Genomic DNA, 14,831 nt, shown 5'->3' on the forward strand with positions numbered 1-14,831 from the left:
TATATGGACATTATAATCGTCTAATTCTGGACAGGCAATACCGTCAACTTTTGGTCATTTTGGGATGGCAATAACAACAAATATATTGTGGTAGCAAAAATAAAACATCCAGATTTATTTCCAACAAAAGTTTCTCCACATGTATTTAGACATAGTAAAGCGATGCATTTACTAGAAAGTGGAGTGAATTTAATATACATTAGAGATTTTTTAGGACATGCCTCGGTTACAACAACCGAAATTTATGCAAAATCAAATCCCGAAATCAAACGGAAAGCTATTGAGCAAGCAAGTCCTAATGTTCTCCCTGATGAAAAGCTTACAAAAAAAGACAAAGAAGATTTATTAAGCTGGTTAAAGGAGTTTATCTAGATTTTTATTATGCAAAGTTGGGTGTTAAAAATCTTTGATTATACATGGGTTTTAACACTCAACTTTACATAATAATTAACTTTCCATAAGATGAGCTGGGTTATATCCCCTTGCATAAACAGGGTGGAGAGCTACTATTCCAAGTCATTTCAATGTGTTATGAGGCCAAGAGCATCATTATCACCACCAACCTGCAGTTCGGTCAATGGAACCACGTTTTTGGTGATCCAATCTTGACAGAGGCAGTCATTGACCGACTGATTCACCACTCTCATCTGGTGGTATTCAACGGCGACAGTCATCGCTATAAAGAGTCATTATTACAAACCTAGCAATAATGTTGGCGAGTGGTTACATTTTTAACTGCCGTTTCATACATTTTTTACTTGCCAAATACACAAAAACTAAAGGAACAGGGATTAACGCCAAGGGATGTTATGATAAGTGTTGAAAAAGATTTAAAACTTTCATTAAGAAACAAGTAAACTTTAAAGACATGATTCCCTGTTACGAGATTCCGTTATTGATAGGGTTTGATATGTAGAAAATAAAATACGAAGGAGATAAGGTGTAAAAAATGCCTTCTCTTCTTCGTATCCTTTGCTTGATTTGAACATTTTTATGATCATCCCTGGTATTACCTTTACTTACTAATCAATTAATCTTAAAATATCTCCCGTAATTTCATCGACAGCATTGCGTTGACCTTTTTTATATGTTGTCTTTAAAAATGTATTCTTATCATCCAATACGAAATCTTTAAAATCTCTTCCACTAATTGTATCAGCGAGATTTTTGTCCTTTAAATACTCAATTGTATTCTTATCCTCTCTCATTCCTTCTCTTTCAATAATTAACAACGGCACTCCAGCTGCGACAGCTTCTCCTATAGTACCCCAACCCGCCTTGGTGATAACCAAATTACATGCAGCAATATAATGTTGGGTTTCTAAATAATCATTGGGTATTTTTGAAACATTTGGATGAGCGATGTCTAAATTGGAAGAAACAATAAAATGAGTATTAGGGCTATTCCATATTGGCAGGTTTTGCAGCTCCATAAGCTCCATTTTCATACCTAACCCTAAAAATACTAATCTTTTTTCCCGTCCAATGTTGGAACGGATATTTTCAATTTCCTTAGAGTTCATTTCTCTAGAGTAAAAACCAAAATGTTGAGTTGCCTTGTTTCCCCATTTCTTTTCATTACTTCCCGCTAAAGCAAAGAAATAATCCATTTTCTCATAAGAAGCTTTGAAAGGAGCAAGAATTTCTAAAGGTACTAAATCCAAAAATGCAGTATACCAGGTAAAATTTGAAATACCTAAAGAAGGTACTGCCAATTGATCGGCAACTTCAAAAGCCAAAGGTGTGATATCTGAGATAATAAGATCAATTTTTTCGTTTTCCAACCTGTTTATTTCTGAATGAATTAAGGTTGGAAATGCCTCTAAATAACTTTCGACTTCTACTATTTGTTTATGTTGATCAGGTTCTATCGATCCTTCTTTTAACATATATCCGATATCAGTAGATAATTCAAAAAAGGAGACATTTTTATATGGAAGAGACCTTTTTAGAAAATCCTCTGCATACTGGTTGACAACTTGTATCTGAACATGAGGTGTTTGCCTAAGGATTTCCCTAATTACCGCTATACTCCTTGCAGCATGACCATACCCATACTCTGAGATATAATAAACAATCTTTTTCATCTTTTCTTCTCCTATGTAAAAAGGAGATCAAATGCTCCTCTTATAAAATTACTTTCGACTTTGTTTCTTTGAAATGGTTTAACACTTCATTCCAAGTATAATATAATCGGGTATAGTCTTCATCACTAATTCCTATACCCGTTTGTTTGTACCTCAATAAACTCCAACTCTGTAATCGCATAAATTCCATGCTTTTTATTAGTTGGTAAGTGAATGATATCAACAGCTTTTATACGATGAATATTATCAACTAGTGCAAGTTCTCCTTCACTTTTCACAGTCGTCCATACTTCATCACATAAATTATGATATTGGTAGGTAGAATTCTTACCTTCAAGGATACATATACGAGAGGCCTTATAAGCAATATCTGGAATAGAAGCAACAACTATATCCTTTGTTCCTACAACAGTAACTGGTATAACATTCGCCATCTAGTTAGAATTCATAACTCCTGATGTACTCCATTTACTTAAAGGAAGAGGGTTTTTCCAATCTTTTTCCCTCTCTATTTTTCCTTTATCTGTAGTAAATATAACCGACAACGTAGTATCTTTCACACCATTTAGATGTATCGCTAATTTCTTAATATCATTATTATCACCCTGACCTGCTGGATTAGGTGAACTTGGTAGTGGCTTAGCATCCATGATACTAAAATGCCCCTGTGCCGGTGAAACGATATGACCATACAGCCTTTTTCCTGATAGGTGCAATGTGACTGTTTTTTTATCCTTACTTATCTCAATTTTTGATTTTGTATGCATAAACCAGTACACTTCAGAAGGTGCCTTAAGTTTTAGTTCATCCTGTAATACTACTATTGTACGGTCGCCTGTTAAAGCAATCCCTCTCCTAACAGAAATAGCATCTCTTTCATAAGCACTGCTCATATTTATAATTGTAAATCCCTGTCGGTCAGTAGAGCTAAAATCCGTAATTGTTGCGCTTGCCTTAATGTTTTGATCTGGTCCTTTATTAGGATTCACAACAAGAGTATTCTGTCCCTCTGCCCTCTTACGATAATAATTCCACCTACCAGAATTCATATCAAAATAACCAGGTAAATTGTAGTTATCTGAGCCAAGTTCATATGCCCATTGTACTCCTGATGTATCAAATACAAAATCTCCAATATCAAGGTCACCATGAGGTTGTTGATTATTCCCAGCATGTATTCCAACAAAAGTTGCATCACTATTCCAACCACTACGCATAGTTATTAAACCAATTTCCGAATTCATAAAAACCCTATCCAAAGAAAGGTTAGTTATATCTGATTTTTCCTTTTTTTGCTTTCTATACCAAATTAAATTCATTGGATGGTTACCTTTTAATGCAAAATAGGAAAAATCTTGATTTTTATATTTATTGGCAAACCAAAACATTTGAGGCGCTGTTGTAATAATATTTGATCCTGCATCCCCTATATTAAAAGTGCCTTTCATTCCTTGCACATAAATCGGGTAATAACCTGTCTCTGAAATTCCTTCCATACTAGATAATCCATAATCTGTACCAATTGCAGAATCTAGTGAAGATAAAAAGTAAGCCATATAAATAGTTGCATGGCTCCAATATGAAATTCCTTCTGGCATACCCCCATCTGGTGCATAAACCGCTAAAGATTTTCTAATAGATTCTATTGCATATTGTAATACTTCGCCTGAAAGAGCTTCTGTTTCTGGCGACTCGTCAGCAATAGCTAGCGCACCCACACCTATACCTCCATTAGAAATTGTATTCCAATTATGTGTCACATCCTTCCAAAACATTGAAATTTCTGAAGCTTTTGCAGTTCCTCTATATACCTCAAGTGCAGGTTGAAGTCCTTTCTTCATTAAAGCTGTACGCAATATCTCCTTTTGATTGAATGACAAGTAATCATAAAGCCAATCATAACCAATAGCCACAGCAAGAGTCATCTCTGCTGTATCTAAAAAATGTGTCGGATTCCAGTTTGGAAATTGCTTATCATCCGCAACCGTACTTAGATCTTTCCAAGCACGATTCGCGTACCTATTATTACCTGTTAATCTATACATCATTGCTAGATTAACCGTTCTCTTTAGAACTTCTCCGCTAATAGGAAGTAACCGTTTACCATCTGAAATTTCATACTTTACAGCAGGCTCTTGTAGTATTCTATCAGCTTCAAGTTGGAGGCTATTATACCATTTTTTTAAATTCTCATCTGTTTTTAATTCCTTTTTAATCCTTTTAAAATCTGTATCTGTTGCCATTAAACGAGGATGTTCCTTATTAGGAGAATTCTCTTTTAAACTTTTAATAATTTCTTGTCCACTTGGTAGAGCAGTATTTTGTGGAAATTCATGCTCAGTCTTTGTTATTTCCTCTTCTGAGTGTAAGCATCCACTTAAGAATACGCATAAAGACGTAATTAAATAAAAACTTTTTCTAAAAAATCTTAGTTCAAAGTGCACCTGAATCCCCCCTCGTACTTGATAATAAAAAAATCATCATTACTTACACAAACAGCACCAATTTATTGACAAGACTTTACTTTATTTAGTAATTAACTCATACATGAAATCACAACAACATATTTATCGCCTTTTATAACCATTATAATTTTGCTACTTGGTATAAAGTATCACTTCTCCTCAAAAGGCAAAAGCAGCAACAGATGTGGTGTATAAAAAAACGTACTACTGAAACATGCAAATTTGGTAACACAACAAAAGGGATTTTTATTTACAATATAATCTTTCAAATTTTATTAAAATCAGATCAAAAACGAGTACGAGGACCACTCTAACTATTACTTAATATGTACAATTTTAGAGTTTTCACCAAAGATCATAATAATCATTTTTAAGTTGGCAAATACATTCGACATAATCCAACCCCAAAGAATGTAATGTAGCACATAGCCTATATCAATAACAACTTCATGATATATAACTTTGAATAGACGGAAGTGCAAAGGAATGACAAATAAAAATAACAATACGTATAGTTTGAGATGTCTTTAGAAGTTCATAAATAATAGCTATGGACAGCGTTCCATGCCCATAGCCATATTCGAAAATAAAAAGCAAAATGTTTTCGTGATTACGACTTTTTAACCATTAAACAATAACTTGTGCTTGAGAGTTATAGTAATACTGTAAAATTTCATTCCAATTCGTATATAAACGTACAAAATCAGTATCTACCACTTCACGCCCTGTTTGTACTTCAATAAATTCTAACTCTGAAATAGCACGTATTGCATGCTTCCTACCAACTGAAATATGAATAATATCTCCTGCTTTTACCCGGCGAATATTATCATCTAGGATAAGTTCTCCCTCTCCACGTACAATCGTCCACACTTCATTGCGTAGATTATGATAATGATAGGTAGAGTTTTTCGCTTCACGGATGCAAATACGTCTAGTTACCATCTCTTCATTTTCATATTTTGCATAATCCAGTACCCTTGACCAACCCCATATCCGCTCTTCGTACATAGGCGGTTGATCAAATCCTCCGATTAAATCTTTAATCTTCGGACTAGAGGCCTTGTCCGCTACAAGAATACCATCTGGACTAGCTGCTACCACTACATCAGATAGACCTACTACTGTAACTGGAATTTCTAACTCATTTACTAAGTGTGTGTTGTTAGAATTTTCACAAATGATTCCTTTTCCTATTTGGGAAGTTGCCATCTCCTCTGTAAGGGTGTTCCAAGTCCCCAAATCTTTCCAATATCCTTCGTATGGCAATGCCACAATACGTTGTGCTTTCTCTACTACTTCATAATCAAAGCTTATCTTTGGAAGAGAACTATAGTTGTAGGAAAGTGCATCATACGTAATAGGGAGATTCTTTGCCTCTAAAATATCTATTAAATATTGAAGTTTAAACGCAAATACCCCACAGTTCCACAGAGCATTCTGTTCAATTAGAGTTACTGCTTTCTCTTCACTTGGTTTTTCCGTAAAACGGTCAACAATGAAATATTTATTAATGTTTGCTTCAGTTGTAGGTACAATATATCCATACTTAGAAGAAGGATAGGTTGGCGTTACACCCATAAGAGCTACATCAGCGCTTGAGTTGGTGAGTACCTCGTCTAGAAGTTTCACTCTCTCAAAGAAACTATCATGTACATATGGATCAACTGGTAGCACAATTACAGTCTCATCTAGGTTAGCATTTTGTTCAGAAAAAAGAAAAGAACTTGCAAGCGCAATCGCAGGAAATGTATCTCTTCTTTCAGGTTCGACAATTAACGGAACTTCACTCCCTAATTGGTTATGAATCATCTCTGTTTGTGTTTTAGATGTAGCAATTACAGAGGAATCTGCTAACCCTACAGATTCTAATTGACTCCACACTCGCTGTACCATAGATTGACGTGTTCCTTTTTCATTTTCCAAAACCTTTAGAAATTGTTTAGAGCGTGTGTCATTGGATAACGGCCAAAGGCGTTTACCAGAACCTCCAGAAAGTAATACAAGTTTCATAAAATCCCTCCATAAAAAAATCAGGACACTTGGTCCTGATTTAATTTTAAATAAATGTTATGATCGCTCGTATAATATTTATAACTTACGACCTATTAAATAATATTTATTTGGCAATTCTACATAATAGACAATAATTTTAAATCATCAGTTTTTGGCTTGAAGGTTAACCCTAGAACAACTACGTTCACCCATTTTAAATCATCAAAATATTTTCGATATTTTTAAATAATTTGATCTATTAATTTTTATTTATTTCTCTATTTAATTATTTTTTTAGTCTTATTAAATAATAAACTAAATAGAATAATCTGTAAAAAACCAACTATACTTGTAGTATTAAATAAATTATTTTCAGTAATATTGAAACACCATATATAAAAATAGAATACTATTGGTAGAGCTGAATAAATTTTCATATTTAATTTTATACTTTTTCTTATTCCATTATTTATAATTCTTATTACTTGTATTCCATATAAAGTAATCCCTATATATCCCCAATTTAAAATTAATTCTAAATATCCATTATGTGCATGTGGTGTTTTAAAACCACCCATGTTCCTATCTATATATCCCCTTAGACTGTCTATCTTCCAAAAAGTGTTAGTACCAAAACCAAATATACTATTAAATCTATTACTAGATAGCATCTCTACAATACTTGACCAAATTATCGTTCTTCCAGTAATTGTTGGATCCCTACCTAATAATAAAAAGATTTCTACAAAACCTGTAGTACCATAATAAATTAGAATAAACGAAAAAATAAATGGAGTTATTATTAAAATCGTTAATAATAATTTTCTATTTGTATTTTTGTATAAATAGAAAAATACAATACATACAACAGATACTACCATTGTTGTAACAGCTTTTCCTAAGGCAATTAGAATTATTGATATAATAATATTAAATAAACATAAAATAATATATTTATTTTTTCTAAAAATATATGCACTAACCAGAGAATATATTAATATTATTCCCATGTATCCAGCAAATCCTGTTCTGTAATAAAATAAACCTCTGTAAGTTAATCCACTTCTCGAATCAAATTGAATAGAAATATCCTTCATAAAAAGAATAGAGAAAATATTTAATATTAAAATCAAAGTAAAGAATACTAGAATTACTTTAATAATATCTTCTCTTTCTAAATACCTTACTGCATTTAATGCAAAGATTATTAGTCCTAATAATAAGAAACTATTTTTCAGAGTTAAATTTGGATTTGCTGACCACAAACATGAAAATAATGAAAATATACCTATAGTTAAATAGATTATATTTCTTTTTATTAAATTTAAGTCTATAGAAATTACAAATATCAACATTGATACTACATATATCAATATTTCCAATTTATTAAAAATAGCATTTACCGTAAGATTCATATCAGATAAACTAACCATAACTATACAGATAGAAAGTAAATAGAACCATTTAACAGATTTATTCTTGCTTATTACTAAATTCATCTAAACACCTATCTTTAACTATTCAAATAGAATGAGATTTTTAATATAAGAACTATTGTTAATCCATCTGTTTAGAAAAACAATTATTTTGTCATCAGTTTTTATTTATCGGAAAACCCCTCACTAGCTAATTGGACTACCTAAAATTACAACATGTTTTCATTTTGCCTTTTAAAAACTTTTCTTTTAAGATTAACAACCAATTTAAAAAGTAGTTTTCTTATAAAAACATATTCCTCTGTTCGATGTAAGACTAATACGTTAATAATAGTAACAATAAACCAACAGATAATCCCACCAATAATCACTTTAAAATATGAATTTTCTAAAGGTATTATTTTTATCATTACAAAACAAATAAATGTATTAAAAGAGAAAAGTAATATATAAACCATCTGACGGGCCCAATATTTAATAAATGTAGTCTTCAAATCACAAAAATAGTACTTAAATACTATTATACTTCTTGCTATCCAAAAAAAGGATTGACTTATAACAGTTCCAATTAACACTCCAGAAACACCGTAAAAAAAAGCTAACGCTATCGAAATAATAAGATTTAGTATTGCACCCATTATTGAAATCTTTTTATCATAAGAGAAATAACCTAATCCGGCGATATAGTCAACCAATGCTCCATGAACAAAAGTGATATACAATTCTACAACTATAAGTAAAGTTATATAAATGGGTAATACATAGTCTCCAGAAAGCCATACCATAATAAAAGAATCAATTAGTACTACTCCTGGAATAAAAAGGAAACTACAACATAAGTATCTAATGAAAGTATATTTATTAAGCACCTTCAAAATATGTTCTTTATTATCATTTTGAGTTAATAATTCACCTATAATAGGCTTATTAGAATTTAAAACATTATTTAGTACGTATTTTAACTGAATAAATATCTGCGTATAATTAGATAAAAATCCAACATACACAGTTCCCACTACAGTCGAAATAACTAAGGCATCTGTTGAATAGTATATATACCCAGCAATTTTCCCCCAAAAAATATCTTTCACATCTTTGAATATTTTTGAGAAATATTCCTTATTAAATTTTTTATTTTTAAAATTATAATCAAAATGTTTATCACAATACCTAGCTATAGATATATTAGTAAGTAAGTTTTGGGCAAAAACAATTAAAACATAAGCAAGGTAACTAGAGAAAGATATAATAAAAACAATGTGTAATATTGATGCAAGCAACTTATATGCCGAAATGTATATATTTCTTACATAATCCAGTTTTAATGCATAAATTAAAGTCCTTTTATAACCTAAAAAATAGGTAATTGCAACACTCATTACCTGTAAATAATAGACAATATATATATATATATTAACCTCTACGCCCTTTAAAATCTGGGGTAAAAATGGCATTATCCAAAGTCCTGCAACTAGAACAAAAATTCCAACAAATGTATATACTCTTTTTAGTATAACTATAATATCTTCGACTATCTCTTTTTTATTCTCAGAAATTGGTTTATACAGACTATATATTATAGCCCCTTCAAAGCCTAATTCTGCAACGGCTAAAGCACCTAAAATAGAACTGAATGTACCATTAATTCCAAGCAATTCAATTCCAATGTAAACTATAAACAATTTACGTACAACGAATTGTAACAAAATATCAGATACTTGACACAGAAAAGTAATAGAACTATTCTTTAATGCCAATTTTCCCCTCATTAATGACACCTCATATTATATTTAATAACCTATTGTAATTTCGCATTTATCTTTGTCCACTCTGGTAAATAAAATTCCTCTTTCCACATATCTACTACCGGAGCAATTACAACCTTATCCTTGTGAGAGGCTAAATATGCTGCCCACCATGAGAATGAACTATTACCTATTATGAGGTCTTTACATTTTGTCATTAGAGAAAACTCTTCTAAATCATTCAATTTTGCTTCTTCAGCCACAAATTTAACATTGCCCAAATTTGCAAAGACATCCTTGCAGTATTTAACATCATCTGTAAAAATAAAAAATGTAAGGTTAGATTTTCTTGTATTTGTTAAATAATTAATTGCTTTCATATAATAAGACATATCAAGACATTTTCCACCTTTAAAATTAACATAATCTCCACGTCTTATATGAACAGCAACAGAATTACCCTTCTCAATTTCATTAAGTAAAGACTTACCATGTTCATTAAAATTCACCACCGGTGTGAATTTTTCAACTATATCATCGCGATATTTATCAAAATACAAATAGTTTTGCCAATAACCATTTAAATACAAATTTTTACCTTTATTATCAATATGTTGATACTTGAATTCTTCTTCTTCTAATATTACTTGAGCCTTATACTTGTATTTTATTCTAATTTTTCTTATCAACTTGTATAAATATTGTGAAACATTACTTTGAGAAGGAACGTAATTTACAACATGTTCATCGACAATTGAAGGGAAATTATTAAGCATATATTTTCTTAAAAAGTAACTTGTATCATATATATATCGATCAATAACTAATTCTGTATTATTTTCTTTTGCAATTCCATAAGCAGCTGCGTATGAAAACAATTGATTACCTAATCCACCTTTAATTTGAACAATTATCATATTACACCTACGCCAATCTTAATTTTATTATTTTTTTTAAAGAAAATAGATTTGGATGACTTAATAAAAAATTCTGTCCCTTGGCTTTTAAAATTTTCTTATCATTATTATTTTCTACTAAACGTGCAACACCAATAAATATATTAATATTCCTTCTTACAAATTCTAACATTAAGTTCTTTAGTTCAACATTTTCATTAATTCTAAGATATGCGTCATATGATCTAATTATATTTGTATACGCGCCTTCCAAATGCTTAATACTTTTCTTTTGTGTCATAGTAGATAATTCTCTGATCCTTCTACAATGGAGGATTTTGTTTTGGTATGTTATCTTAGGTTTCTCAAATAATATCTGCATAGTAAAAATTCTATCTTCATATAATACACTTTCAAACTGAATATTAGATTTCTTTAAGAACTCTATATCATAAAAATACAACCACACAGGAATATAAAATTTATTGTGCTTTAAACTCTCATACAAGTATTCTATTCCCATCATGTTTTCACGCAAAAATTCTCTGTTACTATAATCAACAATAAACTCAGAAGTATCATATTTATCTACTCTAGAGTTAAATGTAACAATGTCAGAATTATTTTTCTTAGCAACAGTATAGACTTTTTCCATTGCATCTCTTACTAAATAATCGTCACTATCTAAAAAATAAATATAACGACCTCTAGCCATTTTCATTCCTTTATTCCTTGCAATACCTTGTCCACTATTATTTTGCCTTATATAAACAACGTTGGTATATTCTTTTGCATATTTTTTAGCAATCTGCGAACTATTATCTGTACTACCATCATCTATAAGAATTATTTCAATATCTTTTAATGTCTGCTGCAAAATACTTACTATTGCATCTTCTAAATATAATTCTTCATTGTAAAAAGGTATTATAACACTTATTTTAAATTCATTACTTTCCATCACATCTTATCCCTTATAATATTTAGTTAATCCGTAATAGGTCGGAATTCTTCAATCTAATCCACAATTTCTGGAATCATATTGTTATAAAACTCTTTAGCAACTATCCGTTTTACTTAATAATTCCATCTTTAATTTTATATTTATTTTTCAAAATAATACTTCTTATAGGCTTAGCTATAATTGATATTAAAGACCTAGTTAAAGTGTATAAATTATTATTTGGTTTACCTAATATACTTAACAAAATAAAGCCTATTTCTTTAATTGTTAAATGTCTATATTTTTCCAAATCCTGTTTAGCCTTTAATAGAGTTTTTACTGATTCCTTTCCGAAACAGCTCTGTAATAACATTGCATATTCATTTGTATAGTATTTATTCAATTCATCCTTACTTAGTTTTGATAGAGCAAATGCAAAATCTTTATAAAACTTTTGCTTAATATTGAACAACCTGTGATATTGTGGTATGTTGTTATAACCACCAACCGCTTTTACAATTAATAGTTCATCTAAACAACAAACTTTATAATGTTCAAAAAATCTTACCATAAACTCCACATCTTGCAATCTGTAATAAGAGACATCAAAATAGCCAATTTTATCTATAGATAATTTTCTAAGAAAAAGATTACTTCCTGTTCCCATCATATTCACATTAAATAGTAACTCTTTTTGCATATTGGAATCGTCAATTTTAGGTTTTACTACTCTCAAGATATGTGTGTTATCTGTAGCTATTACTCCACAAAACACCGCATCACTATTTTTATTCTCAGTTAGAGTTTTTACACACATTTCCACTTTTGTTGGTAAGTAATAATCGTCATCATCTAAAAAACCAACAAATTCTCCTGTTGCTACTTTAATTCCACTATTTCTAGCCGCGGCACCATTTAAGTTAGTTTCATGCTTAATATATTTAATATTACTTTCTTTATATTCCTTCATTATTTTTTCAGTTTCAATTCTTTCCACAGACTCTGGAGGATTATCATCAACAACTATAATTTCTATATTGGCATATGTTTGTTCTAGTAAACTTCTTATCGCTCTTCTAATACAGTTAGAACCTTTATACGTAGTAATAATTATGCTTACTTTTTCATTATTAAACATTGTATCTCCTTATCCTACTATCTAATTTCTTTAGCAGGTAATTAAGCAGCATGTACAGCTTTTATTTCCGAGAAAAAAGTATAATTAACCTTGCTGCATTTTATTCTTGTCTGCTGTTCTTTTAAAATTCCTATAACCTTTGCTCCAACACCAAGTTGTACTTCACTATTTATTTAATAACAAATATCTAAAGAAGTTTTTATAAGACATTCTATATCGCTTATCTATAGAAGTTTTAAATGCATCGCGAACACCGGATTTATATTCTGAAAAAGTTTTCAATGTTATAGCTCTATACAAATATGCCAATAAATAGTAAAGAAGATATGTTCCTCCACCCACAGGATGCATTTCACGGATTACAAATAACCTATTCCTTACTTTGTAGTAAAATCTTTTATTATCAACGATCCTTGTGATTGGCGTTACTCGATGCACAATTTCTACAGAACCAGTATATAGTACTGGAAGTTCATTATTTCCAAACATTTTCATTACTAATTCAGTTTCTTCAAATCCAAAGAACATATCATTTGAGTAGCCATTTACACTTTTAAAGAAACTCTTCTTAATTGCATGTCCACAACCAATATATTTATTACATTCAAAGGTTTCTTTTCGTTTTTTTAAAAGTTTTTTACCATATGGCCAATGAAATAATCCACCTTCCAAATCCTTAATTTGAAATGCAAATATTTTATGAGGATTTTTATCCATGATATTCTCTATCTCAGATAATGCGCTTAATGAAACAAAGTGGGCATCATCATCTAAAAATATCATATTTTCAAAAGATGCATAACGTACTCCTACATTTCTACCGCCAGCAACTCCAAGGTTCTTTTCCAATTTAATGTATACTACGTTATCATCATTTAAATGGGAAACAGCCTCTTCAGTTCCGTCAATAGAATTTTGATCGATTATGATAATTTCTAATACACCTGAATAATCTTGCTTTTTCAGGGTTTCTAAAGTGTGAATTAATTCATTTTTTCTATTGTACGTAATAATAATTAACGATAATCCTCTCATATAAATACCTCTTTTTTTAACCTTGTTCAATAAAATCAATCACTAATTTATTCATCTTACTGTTATTGGAAACAAATTTACTTGGTACAAATGAATCTAACTCTTGAATACATTTAACCAATTCTTTCTTGTTTTTTGCACATAACACATTTTTGTTTCGAGTAAAAACTTCAGCCAACTCCAACTGATGATCATCATAATGTTCATCATATTGAGCCATCCTTGGGAAGATAATAACTTTCTTACCTTTCTTTAAACATGAAGTAACTGTACCAGTTCCTGCATGAGAAATTATCAGGTCTGACTCATCAATAAGCTTTTTAAACTCTTCATCTGCAATCATATCAAAGGCTTTAAAATTTTTAGGTTTATAGGCATCGAATCCAATTTGGGCGACTACCAGGTTACCATTCAAAATATTTTCTTCGCAGAGTTCATCAATAATATTGAATAATCTCGTAAACTTTTTTTCGACCATTGAACCGATTGTAACAAGAACTTTCAATATATCCATCCTCCATAAACAGCTTTAGGATAATAATTTTCTAATTCTTCCCATTGAATAATAAACAAATCGGCAATTTTATAGATGAGCATTCCTGTCTTATTTGGAGTATTAATTCGGGCAAAACTTTCTATATAAATTACCTTTTTTTTGAAAACTTTACCTATTATACACATAGGAATAGCAACTGCTGCTCCAGTTGTAATGATAACATCAGGCTTTTCTTTTAAGAAAATACTCAGTTGTTCAATCATCATTTTCGCCATTCTCATTACCGAAATAAATTTATTAGTGCGTACCAAGTCACTGACTATATACTTTTTTTGTTTCATCGCTTCGGTAGCTTTTGTACGAGTGACTACATAGAAGCAATCATAACGATCCATAACTTCCTTTAGCTGTTTAATTTGCTCTAAATGGCCACCAGAAGATGATATCAAACATACTATCTTTCTCCTCTGTTTCACTCTCAATACCTTCCTAATCTTATATTTATACAATTTTTCAAGTTACATCTTTGTAAGAATACCTGATACAAGCTATTCAAAAAACAATGCATCAAATAAAAAGATTATAACAATGATAC

13 protein-coding genes and 1 pseudogene are annotated in these 14,831 nt (G+C 30.5%); 2 read left to right on the forward strand and 12 right to left on the reverse strand.

Features of this window, described 5'->3' with window-relative positions; all coding sequences use genetic code 11:
• Positions 1–87 precede the first annotated feature (87 nt).
• Both Q1B07_RS20615 and Q1B07_RS20620 read left to right on the forward strand, forming a co-directional pair.
• Entirely contained in the window at positions 88–372 is a 285-nt protein-coding gene (locus Q1B07_RS20615) for a tyrosine-type recombinase/integrase (RefSeq protein ID WP_299093726.1), read from the forward strand.
• 89 nt (positions 373–461) lie between these two features.
• A pseudogene (locus tag Q1B07_RS20620) lies at positions 462–704 on the forward strand (ATP-binding protein); the annotation flags it as partial.
• 318 nt (positions 705–1,022) lie between these two features.
• Here Q1B07_RS20620 and Q1B07_RS20625 read toward each other — a convergent pair.
• The 12 genes from Q1B07_RS20625 to pssD form a co-directional block, all read right to left on the reverse strand.
• Positions 1,023–2,087 (reverse strand): glycosyltransferase family protein, encoded by a 1,065-nt coding sequence (locus tag Q1B07_RS20625; RefSeq protein WP_299093725.1) that lies wholly within the window; start codon positions 2,085–2,087, stop codon positions 1,023–1,025.
• 125 nt (positions 2,088–2,212) lie between these two features.
• Entirely contained in the window at positions 2,213–2,521 is a 309-nt protein-coding gene (locus Q1B07_RS20630; protein WP_299093723.1) for a hypothetical protein, read from the reverse strand.
• Positions 2,522–4,531, reverse strand: a complete 2,010-nt coding sequence (locus tag Q1B07_RS20635) for a DUF4962 domain-containing protein (protein WP_299093722.1) — start codon at positions 4,529–4,531, stop codon at positions 2,522–2,524.
• A gap of 648 nt (positions 4,532–5,179) precedes the next feature.
• On the reverse strand, positions 5,180–6,565 hold the full coding sequence (locus Q1B07_RS20640; protein WP_299093721.1) for a sugar phosphate nucleotidyltransferase: 1,386 nt from the start codon (positions 6,563–6,565) through the stop codon (positions 5,180–5,182).
• A 260-nt stretch (positions 6,566–6,825) separates the two neighbouring features.
• Complete coding sequence (locus Q1B07_RS20645; RefSeq protein WP_299093720.1) at positions 6,826–8,046, reverse strand: O-antigen ligase family protein; 1,221 nt, start codon at positions 8,044–8,046, stop codon at positions 6,826–6,828.
• A 146-nt stretch (positions 8,047–8,192) separates the two neighbouring features.
• Complete coding sequence (locus tag Q1B07_RS20650; RefSeq protein WP_299093718.1) at positions 8,193–9,740, reverse strand: oligosaccharide flippase family protein; 1,548 nt, start codon at positions 9,738–9,740, stop codon at positions 8,193–8,195.
• Positions 9,741–9,781: 41 nt separating this feature from the next.
• Complete coding sequence (locus tag Q1B07_RS20655) at positions 9,782–10,645, reverse strand: alpha-1,2-fucosyltransferase (protein WP_299093717.1); 864 nt, start codon at positions 10,643–10,645, stop codon at positions 9,782–9,784.
• Between the two features lie 7 nt (positions 10,646–10,652).
• Positions 10,653–11,585 carry a glycosyltransferase gene (locus Q1B07_RS20660; RefSeq protein WP_299093715.1) on the reverse strand — a complete coding sequence of 311 codons (933 nt, stop codon included), beginning with the start codon at positions 11,583–11,585 and terminating at the stop codon, positions 10,653–10,655.
• 112 nt (positions 11,586–11,697) lie between these two features.
• Positions 11,698–12,705: a glycosyltransferase family 2 protein gene (locus Q1B07_RS20665; protein ID WP_299093714.1), complete on the reverse strand. Its 1,008-nt coding sequence runs from the start codon at positions 12,703–12,705 to the stop codon at positions 11,698–11,700.
• Positions 12,706–12,870: 165 nt separating this feature from the next.
• A complete protein-coding gene (locus tag Q1B07_RS20670) occupies positions 12,871–13,740 on the reverse strand; it encodes a glycosyltransferase family 2 protein (protein WP_299093712.1) in 870 nt (289 codons plus the stop codon).
• A gap of 16 nt (positions 13,741–13,756) precedes the next feature.
• Positions 13,757–14,245: a PssE/Cps14G family polysaccharide biosynthesis glycosyltransferase gene (pssE, locus tag Q1B07_RS20675; protein ID WP_299093711.1), complete on the reverse strand. Its 489-nt coding sequence runs from the start codon at positions 14,243–14,245 to the stop codon at positions 13,757–13,759.
• Complete coding sequence (pssD, locus tag Q1B07_RS20680; RefSeq protein ID WP_299093710.1) at positions 14,242–14,712, reverse strand: PssD/Cps14F family polysaccharide biosynthesis glycosyltransferase; 471 nt, start codon at positions 14,710–14,712, stop codon at positions 14,242–14,244. Before pssD ends, pssE begins: the two co-directional genes overlap by 4 nt.
• Between the last annotated feature and the right edge of the window lie 119 nt (positions 14,713–14,831).

It is taken from the genome of uncultured Metabacillus sp. (genome assembly GCF_947503125.1).
GTDB lineage: Bacteria > Bacillota > Bacilli > Bacillales > Bacillaceae > Metabacillus.